This window comes from Streptomyces iconiensis (genome assembly GCF_028657195.3).
Taxonomy (GTDB): Bacteria; Actinomycetota; Actinomycetes; order Streptomycetales; family Streptomycetaceae; genus Streptomyces; species Streptomyces iconiensis.
On record NZ_JANCPR020000003.1, the window covers coordinates 52169 to 75309 of the forward strand.

General features: G+C 70.0%; 22 protein-coding genes and 1 pseudogene. 11 read left to right on the forward strand and 12 right to left on the reverse strand.

Features of this window, described 5'->3' with window-relative positions; translation table 11 throughout:
- Window positions 1-149 precede the first annotated feature (149 nt).
- Window positions 150-1337: an ROK family transcriptional regulator gene (locus tag NMN56_RS03265; RefSeq protein ID WP_274042199.1), complete on the forward strand. Its 1188-nt coding sequence runs from the start codon at window positions 150-152 to the stop codon at window positions 1335-1337.
- Between the two features lie 108 nt (window positions 1338-1445).
- Window positions 1446-1976: a GNAT family N-acetyltransferase gene (locus tag NMN56_RS03270; protein WP_274042200.1), complete on the forward strand. Its 531-nt coding sequence runs from the start codon at window positions 1446-1448 to the stop codon at window positions 1974-1976.
- Between the two features lie 158 nt (window positions 1977-2134).
- Here the strand turns inward: NMN56_RS03270 and dmpG are convergent, their stop codons facing one another.
- From dmpG to NMN56_RS03310, 8 genes are all read right to left on the reverse strand, one after another.
- Window positions 2135-3247, reverse strand: a complete 1113-nt coding sequence (dmpG, locus tag NMN56_RS03275) for a 4-hydroxy-2-oxovalerate aldolase (RefSeq protein WP_274042201.1) — start codon at window positions 3245-3247, stop codon at window positions 2135-2137.
- On the reverse strand, window positions 3244-4215 hold the full coding sequence (locus NMN56_RS03280) for an acetaldehyde dehydrogenase (acetylating) (protein ID WP_274042202.1): 972 nt from the start codon (window positions 4213-4215) through the stop codon (window positions 3244-3246). Before NMN56_RS03280 ends, dmpG begins: the two co-directional genes overlap by 4 nt.
- A gap of 3 nt (window positions 4216-4218) precedes the next feature.
- On the reverse strand, window positions 4219-5223 hold the full coding sequence (locus NMN56_RS03285) for an amidohydrolase family protein (protein ID WP_274042203.1): 1005 nt from the start codon (window positions 5221-5223) through the stop codon (window positions 4219-4221).
- A gap of 94 nt (window positions 5224-5317) precedes the next feature.
- Window positions 5318-5893, reverse strand: a complete 576-nt coding sequence (locus tag NMN56_RS03290) for a 3-hydroxyanthranilate 3,4-dioxygenase (RefSeq protein WP_274042204.1) — start codon at window positions 5891-5893, stop codon at window positions 5318-5320.
- Entirely contained in the window at window positions 5890-6333 is a 444-nt protein-coding gene (locus tag NMN56_RS03295; protein WP_274042295.1) for a RidA family protein, read from the reverse strand. Before NMN56_RS03295 ends, NMN56_RS03290 begins: the two co-directional genes overlap by 4 nt.
- Window positions 6334-6500: 167 nt before the next feature.
- On the reverse strand, window positions 6501-7361 hold the full coding sequence (locus NMN56_RS03300) for a 2-keto-4-pentenoate hydratase (protein WP_274042205.1): 861 nt from the start codon (window positions 7359-7361) through the stop codon (window positions 6501-6503).
- On the reverse strand, window positions 7358-8179 hold the full coding sequence (locus NMN56_RS03305; RefSeq protein ID WP_274042296.1) for a 2-keto-4-pentenoate hydratase: 822 nt from the start codon (window positions 8177-8179) through the stop codon (window positions 7358-7360). The genes NMN56_RS03300 and NMN56_RS03305 overlap by 4 nt, the downstream gene beginning before the upstream one ends.
- 106 nt (window positions 8180-8285) lie before the next feature.
- On the reverse strand, window positions 8286-9746 hold the full coding sequence (locus NMN56_RS03310) for a 2-hydroxymuconic semialdehyde dehydrogenase (RefSeq protein WP_274042206.1): 1461 nt from the start codon (window positions 9744-9746) through the stop codon (window positions 8286-8288).
- Between the two features lie 198 nt (window positions 9747-9944).
- Here NMN56_RS03310 and NMN56_RS03315 point away from each other — a divergent pair, with 198 nt between their 5' ends.
- The 4 genes from NMN56_RS03315 (at window position 9945) to NMN56_RS03330 (ending at window position 14794) form a co-directional block, all read left to right on the forward strand.
- Window positions 9945-10862: a LysR substrate-binding domain-containing protein gene (locus tag NMN56_RS03315; protein ID WP_274042207.1), complete on the forward strand. Its 918-nt coding sequence runs from the start codon at window positions 9945-9947 to the stop codon at window positions 10860-10862.
- Window positions 10863-11297: 435 nt separating this feature from the next.
- Complete coding sequence (locus tag NMN56_RS03320) at window positions 11298-12749, forward strand: MFS transporter (protein ID WP_274042208.1); 1452 nt, start codon at window positions 11298-11300, stop codon at window positions 12747-12749.
- A 465-nt stretch (window positions 12750-13214) separates the two neighbouring features.
- Window positions 13215-14282 carry a hypothetical protein gene (locus NMN56_RS03325; RefSeq protein WP_280842726.1) on the forward strand — a complete coding sequence of 356 codons (1068 nt, stop codon included), beginning with the start codon at window positions 13215-13217 and terminating at the stop codon, window positions 14280-14282.
- A 50-nt stretch (window positions 14283-14332) separates the two neighbouring features.
- Window positions 14333-14794: a hypothetical protein gene (locus NMN56_RS03330; protein WP_274042210.1), complete on the forward strand. Its 462-nt coding sequence runs from the start codon at window positions 14333-14335 to the stop codon at window positions 14792-14794.
- Window positions 14795-14990: 196 nt separating this feature from the next.
- Here NMN56_RS03330 and NMN56_RS03335 read toward each other — a convergent pair whose 3' ends face one another.
- A complete protein-coding gene (locus tag NMN56_RS03335) occupies window positions 14991-15572 on the reverse strand; it encodes a phage holin family protein (RefSeq protein ID WP_274042211.1) in 582 nt (193 codons plus the stop codon).
- A 254-nt stretch (window positions 15573-15826) separates the two neighbouring features.
- Between NMN56_RS03335 and NMN56_RS03340 the strand changes: the two genes are divergently transcribed.
- Both NMN56_RS03340 and NMN56_RS03345 read left to right on the forward strand, forming a co-directional pair.
- Complete coding sequence (locus NMN56_RS03340; RefSeq protein ID WP_274042212.1) at window positions 15827-16531, forward strand: Clp protease N-terminal domain-containing protein; 705 nt, start codon at window positions 15827-15829, stop codon at window positions 16529-16531.
- A gap of 119 nt (window positions 16532-16650) precedes the next feature.
- A pseudogene (locus NMN56_RS03345) lies at window positions 16651-16771 on the forward strand (IS5/IS1182 family transposase); the annotation flags it as partial.
- A 284-nt stretch (window positions 16772-17055) separates the two neighbouring features.
- Here NMN56_RS03345 and NMN56_RS03350 read toward each other — a convergent pair.
- The 3 genes from NMN56_RS03350 to NMN56_RS03360 form a co-directional block, all read right to left on the reverse strand.
- Complete coding sequence (locus NMN56_RS03350) at window positions 17056-17355, reverse strand: DUF6342 family protein (protein ID WP_274042213.1); 300 nt, start codon at window positions 17353-17355, stop codon at window positions 17056-17058.
- A 594-nt stretch (window positions 17356-17949) separates the two neighbouring features.
- Complete coding sequence (locus NMN56_RS03355) at window positions 17950-18672, reverse strand: GNAT family N-acetyltransferase (protein ID WP_274042215.1); 723 nt, start codon at window positions 18670-18672, stop codon at window positions 17950-17952.
- 374 nt (window positions 18673-19046) lie between these two features.
- Complete coding sequence (locus NMN56_RS03360; protein ID WP_274042216.1) at window positions 19047-20684, reverse strand: NAD(P)/FAD-dependent oxidoreductase; 1638 nt, start codon at window positions 20682-20684, stop codon at window positions 19047-19049.
- 93 nt (window positions 20685-20777) lie between these two features.
- On the opposite strand from NMN56_RS03360, the gene NMN56_RS03365 reads away from it, so the two are divergent.
- The 3 genes from NMN56_RS03365 (at window position 20778) to NMN56_RS03375 (ending at window position 22999) form a co-directional block, all read left to right on the forward strand.
- Window positions 20778-21611 carry a TetR/AcrR family transcriptional regulator gene (locus NMN56_RS03365; RefSeq protein WP_274042217.1) on the forward strand — a complete coding sequence of 278 codons (834 nt, stop codon included), beginning with the start codon at window positions 20778-20780 and terminating at the stop codon, window positions 21609-21611.
- Between the two features lie 317 nt (window positions 21612-21928).
- Window positions 21929-22390, forward strand: a complete 462-nt coding sequence (locus tag NMN56_RS03370; RefSeq protein ID WP_274042218.1) for a hypothetical protein — start codon at window positions 21929-21931, stop codon at window positions 22388-22390.
- 78 nt (window positions 22391-22468) lie between these two features.
- The gene (locus NMN56_RS03375; RefSeq protein ID WP_274042219.1) at window positions 22469-22999 is read left to right on the forward strand and encodes a TerD family protein; all 531 of its coding nucleotides are present in this window, start codon (window positions 22469-22471) and stop codon (window positions 22997-22999) included.
- The last annotated feature ends 142 nt before the right edge of the window (window positions 23000-23141 follow it).

A 23141-nucleotide genomic window follows, 5' to 3' on the forward strand; every position in this document is an offset into this window, starting at 1 on the left:
TCGTTCCGTCGGGCGGCCGATTGTTCTCCGCCGACCGACGCATTCCAGCCTCGTTCAGCCCGTTGACAAACACAAGAAGCCACTTTTAGTTTTCTGTTGTGCATAAAGACGGTGGCAATGAGGCCCTTGATCCCCCTACCGGTTCGGCCATGAACTCAGCGACCGTCGCACTGCGCCGGATCCTCGCCGCTGTGGCCTCGGGTGAGGCCACCAGCCGCGCGGAGATCGCGCGCCGCACCTCGCTGGCCCGCTCCACCGTCGGACAGCAGGTCGACCACCTCCTGCGGCGCGGCATCCTGAGCGAGACCGAGGTCGGAGCCTCGGTGCGGGGCCGCCCGCCGAGAGTTCTGTCGATCAGCCCGCTTGCGGGCACGCTCGCCGTCGCGGACGTGGACGTCAGCGAGACCCGGGTCGTCATCGCCGACCTCAGCCGCCGGATCCTGGCCCGCGACGTCGTCCCCGTTCCGGTCGAGGACGGCCCGGCGGCCGTGCTCGGCGCCGTCACCACCCGGCTGCGTGAACTCCTCGGCGAGCACGGCAGGGACGGCGCTCCCGTGCGCGAGGTCGTCGTCGGGCTGCCGGGACCCGTGGACTTCCAGCACCGTTGCGCCGTACGGCCGCCGATCATGCCCGGCTGGGACGCCTACCCGGTCGGCGCCCATCTGCAAGAGCGCTTCCACGCCCCCGTCGTGGTGGACAACGACGTGAACCTCATGGCGCTGGGCGAGGCCGAGCGCGACGACGTCGACCCTCCGCTCCTCGCCGTCAAGATCGGCGCGGGCATCGGCGCCGGCATCATCACCGCTGAGGGGCGCGTCCACCGCGGGGCGGACGGTGCGGCCGGCGACATCGGCCATCTGCGGGCTTCCAGCCACTCCGACACGCTGTGCAGCTGCGGTAAGACCGGCTGTGTGGAGGCCGTTGCCTCCCACAGTGCCGTACTGCGCGACCTCGGCTTCCGCACCGGGAACTCGGGCGCGGGCGACGGCTCACGGCTGCTCGCCGAAGCCCTCGCCAACGGTGACCCCAAGGCGCTCTACCGCATACGGCAGGCAGCGACCGAGATCGGCGAAGTCGTCGCCATGCTGGTGCACATGTACAACCCCCGCACGCTGGTGCTCGGAGGGCCCATGAGCGAGCAGCGCGACGAACTGCTCTCCGGTGTGCGCGCTGTCGTCTACCAGCGCGCGCTGCCTCTTGCCACCCGCAGGCTGACCATCACCACCACCGAACCCGGTTCGGAGCCTGGCCTGGTGGGCGCCGTCGCCCTCGCGGCCCGCGACACCTTCAGCCCGGACGGCATCACCCGCCTCCTCCAGGCCCGACCACAGGTGTGAGGTCCTACGGGATGTGAGGTCGTTCGGGGTGTGAGGGCGTTCGGGCGAGGGTCCGGCGGCGCGTAAAACGTGTTGCGGTGCGGTGAGCGGCCCGGCGAGCATTGGCGGATGACCTACCAGATCCGTCCTGTGAACGCCGATGAGTGGTCACAGGTCAAAGAGCTGAGGCTTGCCGCGCTGGCCGATCCGGCCGCGCCCGTCGCGTTCCTCGACACGCTGGAATGGGCGGCCGAGCGCCCCGACTCCCACTGGCAGGAACGAACGAAGGACGCCTCACTCGGAGGCTCCACCCGGCAGTTCATCGCGGAAGACGCCGAGGGACGCTGGGCCGGCACCGTGGTGGTTCTGGTGGAACGCGCGGGAGAGGACGACTTCTTCGGGAACCCGGTCCACACCCCGCAGGCGCAGTTGGTGAACGTTTTCGTCCGCCCCGAACACCGCGGCGGTGGCCTGACCGAGCGGCTCTTCCGGGCCGGCATGGAGTGGGCCTGGTCCCTGGAAGAGCCCCTGGTCGGCCGGGTCCGGCTGTTCGTCCACAAGAACAATCCGCGCGCCGCCGGGTTCTACCGGAAGTTCGGCTTCATACCGACCGGGCACGTCATCGACTCCGACCACGAGATGGAGATCGCCCGCGCCTGAGCGCCGTGGACGGCGTGCACCGCGCGGACGGACGTGTACCGGCTGCGGCACCTCGCGTGCCGCCCACAACCGGCCGCGCGCCCCCTCCGCGTCAGCACCCCGCACCAGCGCCCCGTGGCCAAGCCCTCCCTCCCGCGCCCTCCCGCCAGCTCCCCGCGTCAGTGCCCCGCGGCGCGTAGGTCGAGGGCGATGTCGGTGATCATGTCTTCCTGTCCGCCGACCATGCCCCTGCGCCCCACCTCGACCAGGATGGAACGGGTGTCCAGGCCGTAGCGGGCCGCCGCGTCCTCCGCGTGCCGCAGGAAGCTGGAGTACACGCCCGCGTAGCCGAGCGTGAGGGTCTCGCGGTCGACGCGTACCGGGCGTTCCTGGAGGGGACGCACGATGTCGTCGGCGGCGTCCATGAGTTGGAACGTGTCGGCGCCGTGCTTCCAGCCCATCAGGTCGGCGACGGCGGTGAACGCCTCCAGGGGGCAGTTGCCCGCTCCCGCGCCCATCCCGGCCAGCGAGGCGTCGACGCGGGTGACGCCGTTCTCCACGGCGACCACCGAATTGGCCACGCCCAGGCCGAGGTTGTGGTGCGCGTGGATGCCGATGCCCGTGGCGTCGTCCAGTTCGTCGCGGTAGGCACGTACGCGGTCACGCACGCCGTCCATGGTCAGCCGGCCGCCCGAGTCGGTGACGTACACGCAGTGCGCGCCGTAGGACTCCATGAGCTTGGCCTGCCGGGCCAGTTCCTGGGCCGGCGCCATGTGGGACATCATCAGGAACCCGGCGACGTCCATGCCCAACTCCCGCGCAGCCGCGATGTGTTGGGCTGAGATGTCGGCCTCGGTGCAGTGGGTTGCCACGCGTACGGAGCGCACGCCCAGGTCGTAGGCGCGGCGCAGTTCGGTGACGGTGCCGATGCCGGGGAGGAGGAGGGTGGTGAGCTTGGCGCGGGTGACGACCTCGGCTGCCGCCGCGATCCACTCCTCGTCGAGGTGCGCGCCGGCGCCGTAGTTGACGCTGGAGCCCGCGAGGCCGTCACCGTGCGCGACCTCGATGGCGTCGATCCCGGCGGCATCGAGCGCGCCCGCGATCCGGCGGACCTGGTCCGTCGTGTACTGGTGCCGGATCGCGTGCATGCCGTCCCGCAGGGTGACGTCCTGGAGGTACAGCTCCGGCGTCCGATCCGGCGTCCGGCCGCCCGATGTCCGGCCCGGCGTCTGGTCCGGGGCCTGGTCCGATGTCTGGCCCGGGGCCTGGTCCGGTGTCTGGGGAGAGGTCATCGCGTGGCCAGCCTTTCCGCTACCCGCAGCGCGGCGGACGTCATGATGTCGAGGTTGCCCGCGTAGGCGGGGAGGTAGTGCGCGGCGCCTTCCACTTCCAGGAACACGGACACCAGTTGGGCAGGCCCCACTTCCCCGGAGCCCTCGCCGCTGTGCGTGCCCAGCGAGGCCAGGGGGTCGTCCGCCGTCAGCGGGCGTATCTGGACCTCCTGCTTGAGGCGGTAGCCCGGTACGTAGGCGGCCACGTCGGCGACCGTCTTGGTCACCGACTCGCGTACCGCCTCCGGATCGGCGTCGGCGCCGACGACGCAGTAGACGGTGTCCCGCATGATCAGCGGCGGTTCGGCGGGGTTGAGGACGATGATCGCCTTGCCGGTCCTGGCGCCGCCGACCTCCTCCAGCGCGCGGGTGGTGGTCTCGGTGAACTCGTCGATGTTGGCGCGGGTTCCCGGGCCGGCGGAGCGCGAGGAGATGGACGCGACGATCTCGGCGTAGCGCACCGGCGTCACGGCCGAGACGGCCGCCACGACGGGCACGGTGGCCTGGCCGCCGCAGGTGACCATGTTGACGTCGGGCGCCTCCAGGTGCGCCTCGATGTTCACCGCGGGCACGACGTACGGGCCGAGCGCGGCGGGTGTCAGGTCGATCAGCCGCTTGCCGTGCGGCAGCAGCGCCTCGGCGTGGTGCTTGTGCGCGCCCGCCGATGTGGCGTCGAAGACGATGCCGATGTCGTCGAACCCGTCCATCGCGAGCAGGCCCTCGACGCCCTCGTGCGTGGTCGGTACGCCCATCCTGCGGGCCCGTGCCAGGCCGTCCGAGTCCGGGTCGATGCCGACCATGGCGCCCATCTCCAGCACCTCTGACGTCCGCAGCACCTTGATCATCAGGTCGGTTCCGATGTTGCCCGAACCGATGATGGCCACGCGTTGCCGTGCCGTGCGCTCCTGTGTCATGTCCGCCTCTGCCATGGATCAGCTCTCCCCACGGATCGCGAAGAACTCGGCGGCGTTCCCGCCGAGCATCAGCTTCCTGTCGGCCTCGGTCAGCCCGGCGCACTCGCGCACGACGGAACCCGGCTCCATCTCGCCCAGCGGGAAGGGGAAGTCGGTGCCCAGCATCACGCGGTCGGCGCCCATCACGTCCACCAGCAGCCGCAGCGCCTTGGGGTCGAACACGGCGGAGTCGACGTAGAAGCGGCGCACGTACGAGGACGGCGGGTGCGGCGAGTCGGCGCGCACGATGTCCCGGTTGTGCCAGGCGTTGTCGGCGCGGCCCAGCAGGAAGGCGAAGCTGCCGCCGCCGTGACAGAAGCACAGCTTCAGCGACTTCGGCAGCCGCTCGAAGGCGCCCGCCAGGATCATGCCGAGGATCGACAGCTGCGTCTCGGCGGGCATTCCGACCAGCCACGGCAGCATATGGCGGGTCATCCGCTCCCCGCCGAGCATGTCCCACGGGTGCACGAGTACGGGCATGCCGATCTCGGCGCAGTGTGCGAGGAAGGCGAGCACGCCCTCGTCGTCGAGGTTGCGCAGCCCGATGTGGTTGCCGATGTGCACGCCCCTGTGCCCTGCGGCGTGCGCCTTGGAGGCCGCCTCGCATGCCGCCTCCGCGTCCTGGAGCGGCACCTGGCACACGGGCAGCAGCCGGTCGGGGGCCTGCGAACAGAACTCCAGGATGCGGGAGTTGATCAGCTCGCACCACTCGACGCCCCGCTCCGCGCTCGCCGCGTAGCCGAACAGCAGCGGAGTGGAGGAGACGGCCTGGACATCGACGCCCAGCGCGTCCATCTCGGCGACGCGGCGCTCCGCGCTCCACAGCGCGTCGTGGACCGGGCGGTACTCCTCCTCGCCGCTCATCATCATGCCCGTACCGTCCCCGTGGTCGCGGAGCCATGGCTCGCCGGCCTCGGACAGGATGCGGCTCTCGGCCTGGGAGATCTTCGGGAAGACGTGCGTATGGACGTCGATGACAGACAACTGGTGCTCCGTGCGGTGATGCGTACGTGACGAAGACGTACGGGAAGTCGGGGTCGGGCCCCGGGCCGGGTGCGGTACGGCCCGGGGCCCTGGTTCAGACGGACCGGGGCTTGGTCACCGGGCGCATCGCCTCGGGCCACTCCCGGCCGGGGTGGGTTGCTCCGCAGTGCGGGCACTTGCGGTCGCCGCCGTAGAACTGCTCGAAGACGGGCGGCAGATCGCGCACGATCGACTCCAGCTGGAGCTCGGAGCGGTGCACGAGGTGGTGGCAGTCGGTGCAGTACCACTCGACGCCGTCACGCTGGCCGATCGCACGCGCGTACTCCACGACCATGCCGATGCTGCCCGGCTCTGGCCGCTGCGGCGAGTGCCGTACGTGCGGGGGCAGCAGGAAGACATCGCCCTCGTTGATCTGCACATCGACGGGAGGCTTGCCCTCCTCCTCCATGACGCGCAGCACCATGTTGCCGCTGACCTGGTAGAAGAACTCCTCGATCGGGTCGTCGTGGAAGTCGGTGCGCTGGTTGGGGCCACCGACGATGGTGACCATCAGCCCGGCCTCCTCCCACAGCTGGATGTTGCCCACAGGCGGCTTGAGCAGCTCGCGGTGCTCTTCGATCCACCGGCCGAAGTTGAAGGGCTGTCCGTTGGTCATCCGGGGGAGGTTCATCGCGCATGTTCCTTCTGTGAGTCCTGCGAGCCCTGCGTGTCACGCGGTACGTGGGCCACGCAGGAGATCTCGATCAGCAGATGGGGATGCGGCAACTGGTGCACGGCGACGGTCGTACGGGCGGGGCCCGTCTCGTCGAAGAACTCGGCGTACACCTCGTTGTAGCCGCCGAAGTCGTTCATGTTGACCAGGAACGCCGAGATGTTGACGACGTCCTGGAGCCCGCCACCCACCGCGTGCAGCAGGTCGGCGATGTTCTCGATGACGGCGCGGGTCTGCGCCCTGATGTCGAGGCTGGTGGTGCCCATCGCGTCGGCCTCTGCGCCGACGAAGGTGCCGTCCGGGCGGCGTGAACTGGTGCCCGAAACATAGACGAAGTCACCGGCCCGCTTGACGTGCGGGAACTTCCCCCGCGGCTTCGCCTTCCCGGCGACCAGCAGCGCCCCGCCCTCGGCGTGAGCACCCTCGGCGTGGGCGCCCTGGGCATGGGCGCCCTCGGCATGGGCGCCCACGCCTGGGCCGGCGGAGTTGCCGCTCGTCCGGTCGTTCCGGTCGTTCCGGCTGTCCCCGTCGTTCCGGTCGATCCGGTTCTCCTGGGCGCCGCCGCTCATCGGGTCGTCACCTCGACCCGGCCGAGTCCGGCGGCCGTCACCCGTGCGTGTGCGCCGCTCGGCAGCGGTACCGCAGCCGTGGCCGCGCCCGCGAGCACCACCTGGCCGGGCTGGAGCGGCAGCCCCGCCTCCTCGGCGAGGCGTGCGGCGGCGATCAGCGAGCGCACCGGGTCCCCGAGGATCGCGGCGGACGAACCGACCGCTGCCGTACGGCCGTTGATCTCCAGGACCATGCCCCGTGTGGAGACGTCGAGCCCGTCGAAGGGCAGCCAGTCGCCGAACCCGAAGGCGGCGGCCGAGGCGTTGTCCGCGATCACGTCGGGGAGGGTGAAGGAGAACCCGTCGTAGCGCGAGTCCAGTACCTCGTAGGCCACCGCGACACCGGCGACGGCGCGCGCCGCTCCGGTGGGGGAGACCCGGCCGGTCAGCGGCTCGCCGATGAGGAAGGCGATCTCCGGCTCGATACGGGGATGAGCGAGCCCTGACACGTCCAGGACGCCGCCGTCCTCCACCGCCATCGCATCGGTCAGCAGGCCCCGGATGACGTCCTCGACGCCCATCTGGGCCATCTTGGCGCGGCTGGTGAAGCCCATCTTGAAGCCGCTGAGCCGCTCGCCCCGCGCGACCCTGCGGTCGATGAGGGCACGCTGCACCCGGTAGGCGCCGGGCACGTCCAGCTCGGTGGAGTCCGTCAGCTTGGGGACCGTACGGCCCGTGAGCGCGGCCTCGTCCAGCGTCGCCGCGAGCGCCGCGATCCGCACATCGAGGTCGCCGTGCCCCTGCTCCTGCTCCTGCCCGTGCTCCTGTCCCTGTTTCTGCCTTTGCTCCTGCGGCAACGGCTTTGCTGTGGCGGTCACTTGTCTCCCTCCGAGGGTTCCGGCGCGAACGCCACCCGCACGTCGCCGAGTCCGTCGACGCGTGCCTCCAGTACGTCTCCCGGCTTGACCGGTACGACGGGGCCCAGCGCACCGGTCAGCACGGTGTCGCCCGCGCGCAGCGGGTGGCCGAGCCGCACGAGGGTGTCGGCGAGCCACAGCGCGGCGTGCAGCGGATGGCCCAGGCAGGCGGCGCCTGCGCCGGAGGAGACCTGCTCGCCGCGCCGCTCCATCACCATTCCGGCCAGCCGCAGATCCACGTCACCCAGCGGTACGGGCCTGTTGCCCAGCACGTAGCTGCCGGCCGAGGCGTTGTCGGCGACGGTGTCGGTGAGCGTGATGTCCCAGTCACGGACCCGGCTGCCGACGATCTCGATCGCGGGCAATATGAACGCCGTCGCCCGTATCAGGTCGGCGACGGTGTGCCGCTCGTGCGTGAGGTCGGCGTCCAGTACGAGTGCGACCTCCGCCTCGGCGCGCGGCTGGCACACGGAGCCGAACGGGATCTCGGCGCCGTCGGGCACGGCCATGTCGGCGAAGAGCGTTCCGAAGTCCGGGGTGTCGATACCGAACTGCGCCTGCACGGCGGGGTTCGTGATGCCGATCTTGCGTCCGGTGATCCGGGCACCGTCAGCGAGGCGCGCGGTGGTGAGCCGGTCCTGCACCGCGTAGGCGGCGGCCACGTCCGTACCGAGCAGATCGCGGACGGGTTCGCACGGCGTGCCCGAGGCGTACGCGGCCGACAGCCGCTCGGCCGCGCCGGAGACCGCTTCCGCTGGGGCCTCCGCTGAGGCATCCATTGAGGCGGTCTCCCCGGGCACCCCGTTTCCGGAGCCCCCGTCCCCGGCAGCGGGGGTGCCGTCGGACGCTGTGCCGCCGGGTGCGGCCTGGTTCGCTGACACGCAGTCACTCTCCAATGTTCACGCAGATGTTGACCGGTTCGGAGAAGAAGTCCAGGGAGTGCTCCCCGCCCTCCCTGCCGATGCCGGACGCCTTGACGCCGCCGAACGGTGTGCGCAGGTCGCGCAGGTTCCAGCAGTTGACCCACACGATGCCGGTCTCCACGCGCGGTGCGACGCGGTGGGCCCGCGACAGATCGCTGGTCCACACGGTGGCCGCCAGCCCGTACCTGCTGTCGTTGGCCAGCGCGACGGCCTCTTCCTCCGTGTCGAACGGCGCGACATGGCAGACAGGCCCGAAGATCTCCTCACGGACGGGGCGCGCGTCGTGCGGGAGTCCGGTGAGCACGGTCGGCTCGACGTAGAAGCCGCCGTCCCGCTCGTCACCGAAGGCGGGCACACCGCCGCCCGCGACGACGGTTGCGCCCTCGTCCTTGGCCAAGCGGTAGTACGAGAGGACCTTGTCCCGGTGCTCTGCCGAGATCATCGGGCCGTATCCGGACAGCTTGCGTGCGCGTGCGCCCAGGCCCTCGACGAACCGGTCGAAGACGGAACGTTCGACATAGACCCGCTCGGTGCACAGGCAGATCTGGCCGGAGTGCGTGAAGGCGGAGCGGACGGTGCCCTCCATGGCCGCCTCCAGATCGGCGTCGGCGAAGACCAGCGCCGGGTTCTTGCCGCCCAGTTCGAAGGAGACCGGCGTGATGTGGTCCGCCGCACCGCGCATGATGGCCGAGCCCGTCGAGGTGGCCCCGGTGAACGCGATGGCGTCCACCCCGGGGTGCGAGGACAGGAACTCGCCCGCACCGCCAGCGCCGTGCCCGTGCACCAGATTGAAGGCGCCCTCCGGCACCCCCGCGTCGTGCATGACCTCGGCCAGCAGCGTCGCCGTCGACGGGGTCTCCTCGGACGGCTTGGCGACGACCGCGTTCCCCGCCGCGAGCGCCGGGGCCACCTTCCAGGTGAGCAGCAGCAGCGGCAGGTTCCACGGCGAGATCACGGCGACCACGCCGAGCGGGCGCCGCACCGTGTAGTTGAGCGCCTGGCCCTTGCCGCCGCTCCAGCCGGGTACGGCCGTGGTGTACGAGTCACCTGCGCGGCCGTACAGCAGGTCGGCGTACGCGCGGAAGTTCCCCGCGGCGCGGGGGATGTCCACGGTCGAGGCCAGCTCGCGCGGCTTGCCGGTGTCCGCGACCTCCGCGTCGACGAACTCCTCGAAGCGCGCCTCGATCCCCTCCGCCACGGCCCGCAGCGTCGCGGCGCGCTCCTCGGGACTCGCCGAGCCCCAGGGGCCGCGCAGCGCGGAACGTGCCGCGGCCACGGCGGCGTCCACCGTCTCGCGGGTCGCCTCGGGGACCTGCCCGCGTTCCTTGCCGTCGACCGGGCTGGTCAGCGGGAAGGTCTCCGCGCTCTCGGTCCCTCCCGTGGGCGCCAGGAACGCGCCGCCTACGTAGTGCGCCGGTTTCATCTCGGGTGCTGCCCCTTTCGCTCGCCTCTTGAGGAGCATCCACCCGGTCAGTTATTACTGTCCAATACTCTTCACACGCCGTGCTATAACGGCTCAGGTATAGGTGGAGGGCGAGCGGACAGCACCGGGACCGCCCCGGCGTGACACCCCGCGCGACGCCTCGGGCGACAGCCCGGCGCACAGGGAAGTGAGGCCACGATGGACCTGCTCAACGGGCGGCTGAAGCTGCGGCACCTGGTACTGGTCGCCGCCATCGCGGACCACGGCAGCGTGCTGCGCGCCTCCGAACATCTGCACCTCGCCCAGCCCGCCGTGACCCGAAGCCTCCGCGAGGTCGAAGGCATCCTCGGCGTCGAACTGTTCACCCGCAGCTCGCGCGGCGTGACCCCCACCGTCTTCGGTGAGGCGTTCATCGAGCACGCGCGCTCCGTACTCGCCGAGCTGCGCAGGGCGGGGGAGCGCATCACAGGGCTCGCCGACGCCGATGTCGGCACGGTCACCGTAGGGACCCTGCTCGCCGGGTCCGGCATGCTGCTGCCCCGGGCCATCGCCGCGCTCAAGCGTGACAGGCCCGGCATCACCGTCGTCGTTCGCGAGGCCACCTTCGATTTCCATGTGCCTCGCGTCATGGACGGCGAGATCGACCTCATCGTCGGCCGGCTCAACCCCATCCAGGACCAGCCGGGACTGCGGCAGATCGGGCTGTGCGCCGAACGCGTACGGCTGGTCGCCCGGCCGGAACACCCCGTACGCGACCTGGCAGCACCCACGCTCGCCGACCTGCTCGACCACCCGTGGGTGCTGCCCCTGGAGCAGACGGCGCTGCGCCGCGAACTGACCGGCGCGTTCCGGGCGCAGGGCCTGGAGACCCCCACGAACCTCGTGGAGTGCACCTCGATCCTCACCGTGTGCGCGCTCGTACGCGACACGGACATGATCGCCGCGCTGCCCGAGCACGCCGCGGCCACCGATGCCGGAGTCGAGCCGCTGCCCGTCGAGTTGGAGGGCGTGCACCAGGAGATCGGCGTGACCCTGCCCGACCAGCGCCCCCTGACGCCCTCAGCGCGCCTGCTGCTGCGGCACCTGGAGGAGCAGGCCCGGCACTACACCGGCTGACGCATACCCCTGGTCTCTGTGGCCCCGCTCCCTCGCGGCCCCGGGGTCCCGTGTCCGCGTGGCCCCGTGTCCGCGTGGCCGCGTGGCCCCGTGTCCGCGTGGCCCCGTGTCCGTGTATCGCTGTGTCCGTGTATCGCTGTGGCCCCGTAGCGACCCGTGGCCATGGTGCCCATGCCTGGGCGGATCGGGCTGCGACCCGCGTTGGCGGCTGGTCGCGCAGTTCCCGGCGCCCGTGTCGGGCGCGACGTTCCTCGCGGGCCGGGGCCTGTATGCCGCTTTGCGACCGTGCCCGCTCGAATACCAATTTCCCGGCCGGCTTTCGGGACGGTATAGCCACTTGGGTATGGCGGGGGACCGTATTCGTATTTGTGGCCTACGTCGCGTGAGCACCACACTGCTCACATCCCTCGACCCCAATGTCTGGTAGGTCCCGCCATGCCCGAAAGACGGAATCCACCCAGTGCGCGCACGATCGCCACGGCTACGCTCGCCGGCACCACTCTGGAGTGGTACGACTTCTTTCTTTACGGGACCGCGGCGGCCCTCATCTTCAACAAGCAGTTCTTTCCCGACCTCAACCCCGCGATGGGCACCCTCGCCGCCTTCAGCACCCTCGCGGTCGGCTTTCTCGCCCGGCCCATCGGCGGCCTCGTCTTCGGCCACTTCGGCGACCGGATAGGCCGCAAGAAGGCCCTCGTCGTCTCCCTGCTGCTGATGGGTGGCGGCTCGACCCTCATCGGCCTCATCCCGAACTACGCCACCATCGGCATCTGGGCACCGATCCTGCTCGTACTGATGCGCGTCCTGCAGGGGATCGGCCTGGGCGGTGAGGGCGCGGGCGCCGTCCTCATGTCCGTCGAGCACGCGCCGGGCGGCAAGCGCAACCGCTACGGCGGCTTCCCCATGATGGGCAACCCGGCAGGACTCGTTCTCGCCAACATCGTCTTCCTGGCCACCATGAAGCTCATGCCGGGGGACGCCTTCCACAGCTGGGGCTGGCGCATCCCGTTCCTGCTCAGCTTCCTGCTGATCGCCGTCGGCCTGGTCATCCGGCTGCGCGTGACCGAGTCACCCTCGTTCACCGACGTCAAGGAACAGCGGCAGGTCGTCCGCTTCCCCCTCAAGGAAGCGCTGCGCGAGCGCCCCACCGCGCTCTTCGCGACCGTGCTCGCCGTCGCGGCCAACTCCGCCGTCGCCTACGTCTTCATGGTCTTCAGCCTCTCCTACGGCACCGAACGGCTCGACTTCGGCAGTACGTTCATGATGCTCGCCGTGACCGGGGCGGCCCTGCTGTGGTTCGCCACCATCCCGCTATGGACCCGCTTCGCCGACAACCACGGCCGCAAGCGCATGTTCCTCGCGGGCTCCGCCGCCCTGCTGCTGTGGTGCCTGGCCTACTTCCCGCTCCTGAACACGGGCAGCGCGGGCGCCGTCTGGGTCGCGTTCGCCGGTATGGGCCTCATCGTGCCGATCACCCACTGCCTCCAGGGCAGCATCATGGCCGACCTGTTCCCGCCCGCCGTGCGCTACTCCGGCTCCTCGCTCATCGCCCAGCTCGGCGCCATCGCGGGCGGCGGCTTCGCACCGATGATCTCCTCGGCGCTCCTCAGCTCCACGGGATCCTCCACCGGCATCACCCTCTACCTCGCCGGCGTCTGCCTCGTCAGCCTCCTCGCGGCCGGCTACCTCTTCCGCGTCGCACCCGAACAGGACCGCGGATGCGACGAAAGCGCCCACCTCCTGAACACCGCCACGACCGACCCGAACGCGGCCACCGACGCCTCCTCCGCCACCGACGCTTCCTCCGGCGCCGCTTCGGGCGGCGTGTGCGAGGACACGCCGGACGACGGCACGCCCGCGCTGGAAGGGCTGAAGAGCGGGTCCTGAGCGGCACTTTCACGGGATGCGCTCTCGCGCCCGGGCCCCCGGGCGCGTCGGCTCCTTTCCCGTCACGGAGCACCAAGCATCCATACCCCTGGGGTTCTACAAGCGGAGTCCGTACCGCGGTGGGGCCAGACGGAACGTCAGACTTCGGCGTTACGGGAGTCAACCAAGGGTGGGACGACGGCTCGGCCCCCGCCGCATAGCCTCTGTCCCTGACAGGCGCCGAAGCGGCCAGGGCCAACCCGAAGCGGCCCGACCGGCGCCCGTACGAAGAGACGCGCGTATACCCGCCCACTGAGACATCCCGGAACGCTCACCGGAACGGTACGTGGCCGGAATCCGGCCCCGAACGAGGGCGATTGGGGGGCGCCCCCTGCCACGTCCGCCTCCTCGTACGCCGCCGCTCACGGACCGGCTGTGAGGGCGGAACGCGGCGACATGGCCAACGCACCGTTCAGAGAGGAACCCATGAGCTTGGACAGACGGCAGTTACTGCGAGGTTCGCTCGCGGCCGGCGCCGCGGCCGTCCCGTTCGGCGCGCTGGCCGCGCCGGCGTACGGTGCCGGAGGCGAGCGGCGGGCAGCCCAGGCCTCTGGCTTCATGCTGGCGCTGCTGGACGCGAACAACAACGTGATCGAAAACCACCACACCGGAGACATCACCACAGACGCACAGAAACAGAGCTTTTTCGGAGCCCCGAGGTCGACGTTCTCGACCGGCAGTGGCGCCGACGCTTGGGCCCCGTTGGAGTGCAAGTTCCGGCAGCTCAACAGCGGTGAGTCCGTCTTCATGGTCTGCGGAGGAACACCGAGCGACGGACGCGTGACGATCCACCGCAAGAGCGACTCGGCAGCGCTCGGCTGGACCCGGGGACTCACGATCTTCCCGCACTCCCTGGAGTACCTCCAGGCGGCGGACGTCGTCGTCGTGGTGGGCACACGGGGTCTGCCCACTGACCCCGCGGAGGAGAAGACCGGGGGTGTCTTCGAGCTGTACACGGCCCCCACCAAGGAGGGCCCGAGTTCGTTCCAGAAGGTCCCCGACAGCCAAAAGCCGTTCCGGCAGGCGCACGGCGTCGTCAGGGACCAGAACCGGAGCGATGTTGTCTGGATCTACGGAGGCAACAAGCTTGTGGGGTACCGGATTTCCGGGCATCGGGAGACCACCAAGCTCAAAGCGTTCACCCGCCTGACGGACGAAGGCCAGGAGTGGAAGTTCGAAAACGGCCATGACCTTCAGCCCGACCCGGTGGACACCCAGTTCCTGTGGGCGACAGGCAGCGAATTCATGTTCAAGATCAACAAGTCCGGGGGAACCCCGCGGGTGGAGTGGTTCCACCGTCTGGGGCTGGTGAAGTCCTTCTCCCGGGACCGTTCGGGCCGCGGTGTCTGGACCGCCTCCCCTGCGCTCGATCCGGACAACAAGTACGGCACCGACAAGGTCAACTTCATGTGGAAGGCCCAGACCGTCACGGCTCCCCGGCTCTCCGGACAGGGGGAAAAGCGGATCTACAAGGCTCGGCTCACCGACATCTAGGTTTCCTGACCGGTCCGGACCCCTCGGACCCTTGCCGAAAGGGAAGATCTGTGAAGACCCGCTTAGCCAAGACGTTCACCGGCGCCGCCTTCGGTGCGGCGCTCTGCCTCGGCCTGGTCGCCTCCCCGGCGTCGGCCGCGGAACGCCCCGACCACTGGGACAACGGGTACGTCCCGTACGCCAACGGCCGCGTCGCCGATACGGACGCCGCCCTCGGGGCCGTCGCCTCGGTCGGTGTGGAGTGGGAGGGCTACAAAGTGAGCCTCTCCGGCACCGTGTGGGACCGCGCCGCCGACGGCTACGGCGTGCGCATGGAGGTGGGCTACAACTGGGAGAACGGTTCCACCTGGGAATGGACCACCCGCATCTTCGGCAAGGCCGAGGGGGGCAACGGGGACTCCAAGTCCAGCAGCGCGCATTCCAAGGCCGGAGTGAACGTCAAGGACCTCAAGGTGCGGGCCTGCACCGTCAACAGCAGCAACAAAGTGGTGAAGTGCAGCGCGTGGACCTGACCACGCGAACGCAAGCGGCCCGCTCCTCCCCGTGGGGAGCGGGCCGCGACTGTACGAAGGGGAGGGGCGGGGGCCGCGCTCGTACGAAGGGGAGGGCGACGCCCGGCACGGGCTGGGGGGCGCGTGCCGGGCGTCGGGTTGGGTGGTTTGCTGCGAGCGGTCGGTTGGTCGGGGAACGTCGGTCGGCCGGGGTCCGTCAGGCCCGATGGTGTGGGGCGTGGGGATCCGGTGTCGCGATGGGCGGACTGCTCGGTGCCGGGGGCACGGGCGCTTCGTCGGCCCCGGGAGTGCTGGTGGCCCCCGGTGCGGTACCTGCCCGGGGCTCCGTACCGAGACCGGCAGGGCCGGTCGGAGCCGGAGGCGGCATCGCGCCGGCGGCCGGGGCGGCCGGGGTCGCGGGAGCCGCTGCCGGCTCCGGATACCTCCGGCTGTGCGCCGCACTCCGGAAGGCCAGCGCCAGGCCGAAGAGCCCGGCCGCGACGATGAGGAACGCGGCCCAGCCCGGCATCACCAGCGCCAGCAGCAACCCGACGGTGAGGGCGAGTGCGCCACCCCCGTAGAGGGAGGCGGTAGCGGCACCCGCGTTCATCTTCACCGCGCGGCTGCGGGTCTGCTCACGCACTTCGGCGCGCAGTTCCTCGCGCACCTCCGCGCGCAACTCCTCCCGGACCACCTTGAGTTCGTCCCGGACGACGCGTGCCATCGGCTCGGACAGGTCTCCCGCCGAGGCCGTGCCACGGGGATCGCCCGCCCTCGGATAGATCGCCTTGTCACTCATGGGCGCCGAGTACCCTCTCGCGGCACACTGACGCATCCCGCACAGCAAAGCCGGCGCCCCTGCCCCGGTTCCCAACTCCTCGGCCCCGAAAGGCGGTTCCGAGGCGAACCAGCGGTTCGCGATCAGGCCGCGATCAGGTCGCGATCGAGCCCGGGCGCACCGGACCCTCGCACGGAACGGGGGAGCAGGCCCGGACGCAAGCCAAGCGTCAATTAGCTGTTGACGACTCTCGATCGTCAACTTACGCTTGACGCATGAGTCCACTAGACATCAGCCTCGCCGACCTGATCGCCCGCCTCGACGAGGAACTCCCCAACACCGACCAACTGGCCCGCATCAGCGAGGCGCGACTGCGCGCCCAGACCCTTTCCGACCTCGGTGACCAGCTCATCGACCACTACGTCAGCAAGGCCAAGCAGACAGGCGCCTCGTGGACCGAGATCGGCGACGCCATCGGGGTGTCCAAGCAGGCCGCCCAGCAACGCCATGCACCCGGCCCCTTCCAGCGGTACACCAACCTGAACCGGCACAGCATCGTGCTGGCACAGGAAGCCGCCCGAACGCACAAGCACGACTCCATCGGCACCGAACACCTCCTGCTCGGCCTGCTCGGTGAACCGCAGGGCCTGGCATACGAGGTGCTGATCGCGAAAGCCGAGTCTGAGCAACGCGTCCGCGACGCAATCGAAGAAGTGATGCCGCCCGCCGGGGAGAAGGCGCTGCGGGGCCACATCGCATTCCGGCCGGAGAGCAAGGAGGCCATCGAGCAGGCGCGCCGCGCGTCGGTCGACCTCGATCACGACTGGGTCGGCACAGAACACGCGCTGCTGGGCCTGATCCGCGTCGAGGAGAGCCGAGCCGCGCAGGTCCTGCGCAACCTCGGCTTCACCTCGGACGAGCTGCGCGAGACGATCAGGACCGAGATCACCCAACGGTCCGCCGAGCGCGACGAGCGGTAGCGGAGCGACCGGTCGCCCGCCACCGAGGACCAGGGCGGCACGGCGTGCCCACCCGACCCGGAAGGGTGCGCTCGTGCCGCCGGCCCCGCCCGGTGTCACCAAAAGCCTCGTAGCGCACGGGCGGCAGACCCGGCGGCTTCGACGGGGCTGAAGTACAAGCGCCGCCGCAACGAAGTCGAGCGCACCGACGACGCTCTCCAGCACTTCCGTGCGCTGGCCACGGGGCACGACAAGCGGGCCGATTGCCGTTGCCTTCGGCGCCGGCAGCCCCCCATCACACCGTCACCGCACGCCGTTCCCAGCAGGCCCACCGCCATCACTGTGGCATCAACGGAGGCAGGCCCACCGGCTACCGGCTTATGAACCGCACTGTACCGACGAGAGCGAATCCGAGCGGCTGATCAACCGTGCGAAGGGGCCGCCGGCGAGAGGCCGCGCCCATTGCCAGGGGGAGTACGCCGCCCGGCACCCTGGCCGCTGCCGCCGTACGTCTCTGACCCCGCACCTGACATGCCGGACTGTCCTTAGTAGCCGAGGTCCTTTTGCTCGGTGATCAGGCGACCGGCGATGTGCAGGTTGCCGTCGGAGTCGAGCACCGCGATGATCTTCTTCGTCCGGCCGTGGTGGGTCGTGAAGTAGATCTTGTCCGCCTCCTGAGAGGTGGAACAGTTCGTGTTCACGGCCAGCTCAATGCTCACCGGCGAGCTGATGAGCACGTCCTTCTTGGGGGAAGTCGGGTAGATCTGGTTCTGCCGCAACTGGATGCGGCCGTGGGTTTCTCCCTCTTTCCAGTCCGACGCCAGTCCGAGATCAATGTCAGGCATGAGGCTTCCTCTCAAGTCCCGGCGGGCCGTATCCCTGCTCATGGGCCGCAACCGCGTCGTTCCGTGCGTGCAGCCCGAACAAGACGCGCCCGCTCCCCAATTGGGAGATCTTCCCTATTCGGCTGACATATGACATCACCCGAATGAGTTGAGAATATACAGCTTTTGACTACCCGTCAGCATAGAGCTGTGCAAGTGCTTTTTTTCTGGACCATCAGGAATGCTCCTTCAGCGCACTCCAGGGGCGTGTGCGAGGAAAGAGGCACGTGTCAATTCAACGTGCAGGAGTGACAGGTGAACTGGCGGCCCTGACGAATACCTTCGACGAGGCGCGAATTCCGGAGCCGCTCACTGACCCGTCGGACCTGCACCAGTACGGCGACGGCGGTTGAGGTGAGAGGGGCGGCGGGCTGTTCGCTGGGTCTGTGGTGTGGGGACGTTGATGGCGCGCGCGGTGGACGGCTGGCCAGCGGTTCGAGGGGCCACCTCCGGTGGTGCTGCGCAGCGGAAGGCATCCGGTCTGCGTCCCCAGGCAGCCGACACAAGGCCAACTCCCGGCTGTCACGGGTGGTCGCCGGCCCGCAGTAGCTTCTCTCACTCGCCCAGTCGGACGCTCAGCTGGTCGCCCAGTTCCCGGAAGCCGAGTGCGGCTGCCACGCGTCGGGAGGCCGCGGACCGTGCCCTCCACTGGACCAGCAGATCAGCGTCGAGCGCGTGGGACACCGCTGCGGAGGCCACCTGCCGCGCCAGACCGCGCCCGCGTTGCTGAGGTGCGGTCAGAACACACAGGTGCGCGGTCGACGCAGGCCACATGTGGTAACCGGCCGCAGCCAGGACCTCCGAGCCTTCGCAGACCACGAACACCGGGGAACTGATCTCCTCGATACCGCTCTCGTCCGCATCGTCCGGCCCCACCGACTCCACCAACACCCGCACGTCCCCCTGCCCCGGGGCACGGCACATGATCGCGGCACCATTGCGGGCGGGGCGGAACTCGTCCCTTGAGACATAGCCCAGCGCCGCCGGGCCGAGCACCTCGTTCACCGGCAGCATCGCCCCGAGGCCGCTGATGCACACGAGCGAGTCGACCCGCGCGTGCTCCAACACCTCGCGGAGCAAGTCGGCTTGGTCATCGTCCGGTGCCGTGACAATCGCCGCATCGCCCACCCTCACCACTCCCGCAAATGAGGGCGGACACAGCCGCGAATCAGGCGAAGCGGCAATCGCCACACCACCGTTCGCCGGGAAGGACACCGGCCCAGCCGCCAACTGCTCCCACAAGCCACGCACCCGGGCCACCAGCGAGTCGTCAGCCATGTCCAGAACCTGCCACGCAGAGACCTTCACACACCCGGCACAGCACCCCGGCGGCCTCTCACATGCTGGAGTACGCCGTTGTCAGCACCGTCGCATCGGCGAGGTGGGCCAACACCGTGTCCCGGCACGCCGGACCACCCCCGAACCGTCTGTGGAGACACGGGCACCTGCACCGGGCCACTGCGCCACCCGCGTTGGGACGCCAACAGCACCTGGCGCCGGGACATCCAGGCACGTAAGGCCGGCCGGGAACCTCTCAGCACCTGGTCGCCCGGGTTTCCACCACACCTGGCGGCCGGGCATCCCGGCACATGGCGTGCGGACCTGTACAGCGCCAGGCGCCCTCGGGTGCGCGGGGTGGGGCGACCGTTCTGTCAGCCTCTCCTTCCCTCCGCGAGGGGTGTCTCCCGTGGGGCGCTGTGTGGGGGGCGTATCTGGGTGTGTCGCGACGTGCGGTATGCGGGGCGTCGGGTGAGGGCTCGTCGCGTGCGTTCCCTGGCTCCGAGTGCTGCCACCTCCCGTAGTACGCCGAACTTGCCGTGCCGCAGCAGGCGGCCGACCGCGCGGAGTATCCGGGGGCCCGTCAGGATGTCGGAGGGGTTGGCCCTGTGGTTGACCATTTCGAAGAGCTGGTTGGCGGTGCCCCGGGCGCGCATTTCCCGCAGCACCTCCGGCAGTACGGCAGGCAGCGGTGCGAGGCTGCCGATGTCCACGGCGAACCAGTACGCCTCCGTGAACTCCGCGTCCCGCCACTCACCCCACTCCCGTAGTGCGTGGTCCAACTCGCCTTCCAGCCGCGTTCGTTGCGCCGCCCCCGCCCCTGTTCCCAGCCCTGCCTCTTCGTCGTGGGCCGGAAGATGCGCGGTGATGGCTTTGGCCAGCGAGTTCGCCTGGAGGAGTGCGTCCCCGATGCCGCGCCCGGCCGTGGGGTCCTTGAAGTGCCCGGCGTCGCCCACCAGGGCCCACCCCGGTCCCGTGGGTTCGCGGAAGTAGCCCTCCCAGTGCGTCATCCCGCCCGGTTTGCCGACCAGTTGCGCATTTTCCAGAACTCTGGCGACCGGCTCGCTGGCTTTGGCGTACTCCAGCAGGCTGCCGGGCAGGCCGGCGCGGAACTCTTTTACCCGTGCCGGATCCACTCCGACCTGCACTTGGTAGAGCCCGTCGTCCGTGGGGCAGCCGAGCACCACACGGTCGGCCCAGCGGTGGAAGGCGAACGTTGGCTCTCCGATCTCAGCGCCCTTGAAGTACCCCCAGAAAAGCGCGAATTGGTTCGGCGTCACGTGGTATTCGCGGGCGCCGCACAGCCGCGCGATCGTCGAGTTGCGGCCGTCGGCACCGACCACCAGCCGGGCCCGCAGTACCTCCTGGCTTCCCCCGGCCCCCGTTCCGCCCCCTCCTGCGGTTCCCGCTTCGGCCTCTCCCTCGTCTCCCTCGTCTCCCCCGTCTCCCTCGTCCTCTCTCTCCTCGGTCGAGACGCGCACCCCCGTGACTCTGCCGTCCTCGGCGCGTACCACCCCCGTCACCGCCGTGCCCGTCAGCAGCGTCGCGCCCGCGTTCACGGCGGCGCGTGCGAGCACGGGGTCGAGCCGGAAGCGGCGTACCGACATCACGCCACCCGGATCCTCCGTGCGCACCGGCCATGCCGTGGGCCACCGCACGTCGCCGATCCGTGCGTCGGCCAGCCCCACCAACGGGGCCCCCGTGCCCCGCAGTTCGTCCAGGACTCCGAGGTCGTCGAAGAAGGCCAGCGCGTCGGCCTCGAAAATATGGGTCGAGGGAGTGTCACTGGGGAACGTGGCCTTCTCCACGAGGCAGACCGCTAGTCCGCGCCGTGCCAGCAGCGTGGCCAGCGGAGCCCCCGCGCACCTGGCCCCCACCACGATCACATCGAAGTGCCTGTCCGTGCCGGACGGGCTGGACCGCCCGTCCCTGTCGGCGCCCGCGCTGCCGTCCGTGCCTGCGTCCGTGTTGCCGTCCGTGCCGCCATCAGTGCTGGCGTCGGTGCTGCTCATCGCTACCCCGTGGTCACTTGTAGGAGCGCTCGGAGACGCATAACCTAAGCCTCGCTAGGTTATGCCCTCCACTAAAACCTAAGGACCGCTAGGTTGTCAACCGCCAAACCCCGCAAGCGGATGAGCGCCGCTGAGCGCCGCACCGTGATCGAGACGGCCGCCACCGAGGTCTTCGCCTCGCACGGCTATCAGCGCGCCTCGATGGAGGAGATCGCCAGCCGCTCCGGCGTCTCCGTGCCCGTCGTGTACGACCACTTCTCGTCCAAGCGGGAGCTGCACCGCCGCCTGCTGGAACGGCACTACGCCGACCTGCGCGACCTGTGGCGCTCCGAGCTCGACACCCCGGACCCCGACTCCGCCCCGAACCCGGCCTCCAGGACCGGTCCCGGTTCGGGTCCCGGTTCGGGCCCTCACTCGGCCTTCAGCTCGGGCCCAGCCCCCGCCCCTGAGGGCGACATCAATGCCGAGGACGTGGCGCGCGCGTTCGACGCGTGGTTCCGCTACATCGAGACCCACCCTTACGCCTGGCGAATGCTGTTCAGCGACACCACCGGAGACCCCGGCGTCCGCGAAGAGCACGAAACCGTCGTCACGGACAGCCGCGACGAACTGCTCCCCTTCTTCGCGCGCCTCGTCGGCATTCCCTACGCGCCGGACGTGCCCGACGTGCCAGGCGGCTCGGATGCCCCCGTCCAGGGGAACGGGGGACAGAACGCGGAGCACCGGGAGCCGACCGGCCAACAGGCCAGGATCGAGGCCGAGATGGCGTGGGAGGTGTGCCGCAGCGTGCTCCAGGGGCTCGCGCAGTGGTGGCGCGGCTGCCCCGACGTGCCCAGGGAACGGCTCGTCGCCGCCGCCATGGACGCCTTGTGGACCGGCCTGGAGAGGTCCAGGCGAGGAGAGCGCTGGCCTGTGACCGCCGGTTGAGCCGGCGCCCGGCGGCCCCCTCGGCCGGGCGCCACCCGCGCTGCACCGGAACCGGCACCCGCCCCCGCACTCATCGCAACAGCACCCCCGGCCGCGCACCCCGGGCGGCACCGCACCCGCACCCGCACCCGCATTGCACCGGTACCCGCACCCGCACGGCATCGCACCCGCACTCCCACCCCTGATCACGCGCAAAAGAAACATCCCCCCGGCCGCGCATTACCTCGCCGGTAATCGACCGCCGTACGCCGCTCGGGCACCGTGGGCCCATCAGTTCCCGCCGGACAGGCGGACCCACGTCCCAGGAGGTCAGTGGCATGTCAGCGACCGGAACCAACGCTTCCAACTTCAAGGAAACGGCCACAGCGGCAGACGGCGGAGCGACGGCGCGCAACTCCTCCGCACGGCTGTGGCTGCGGCGCCTCCTCGTCCTCGACGCGGTCGTCACGGGTGTGAACGGCCTTGCCTACCTCGCGGCTTCGGGCCCGCTCGGGCGGCTGCTCGGGGTCGGTCAGGACTCACTGCTGTGGATCGGGGCGTTCCTCGTCCTCTACGCAGCCGCGGTCGGCGGTCTCGCCTCCCGGCCGGTTCCGGCCGCGTCCGCTGTGCGGCTCGTGATCGACCTGAACCTCGTCTGGGTGGTGCTCAGCGTGCTGGCCATGGTCTTCTGGCTCGATGGGCTGAGCACCGCGGGATATGTGTGGACATGCCTCCAGGCAGCGGTCGTCGGCGCCTTCGCGGTGCTTCAGTACGCCTCCCTGCGCCGGATTCGCCCCTGATCGGAGAGGGCGGGGCGTGGCAAGATGGAACCGCCGCGAAGATCCAGGCAGTTGGCGGTTCCGAGGAGGGGTCATCAGGTGAGCAGTCTGAACAAAGGGCTTGGCAAGGTAGAGGTCACACTCAAATGGGACCCCAGCCCCATGGGCGCTTCGCCCTACGATCTCGACATAATCGCCGCTACGTACACGGCGGAAGCCCCGTACGGGGAGCCCGCGTATCTCGTCCACTTCGACAGCCGCTCGCCAGACGGCACCATCACCCTCAACCGTGACAGCCAGACAGGCCAGGGCTTCGGGGCCGACGAGGTCATGACCCTGGAACTTGAGCGCCTGGCCTCCGAATACGCGCGGGTCGTGGTGGGCGTCGCCATCCAGCAGGGCGAGGGACGTACGACGTTCGGGCACGTGTCGAACACCGGTGTGTGGATAAAGGAGGGGTACGAGGAGCTGTCCGGCCATGACTTCTCGGGCGTCCGCGACTCCACGGCCGCCACCGTCGCCGAGTTCGTGCGGGGCGAGTCGGGGGAGTGGGTGCACCGGGTCGTCCTCCGCGGATATGACGGTGCGCCCGAGCAGTTCGCCGCGGCGATGGGCCGCAAGGACGGCTGAGCCCGTACTTTCCGGGCGACTTGGGGGCGGCCGGCAGCAGGCAGTGCGCAACGGAAGAACCGGAGGGGCCGGCACAGATGCCGGCCCCTCCGGCCGTGGGAGGCCGCTGACCGCAGCCGTCCCCGTACGTGACGGCGGTTCG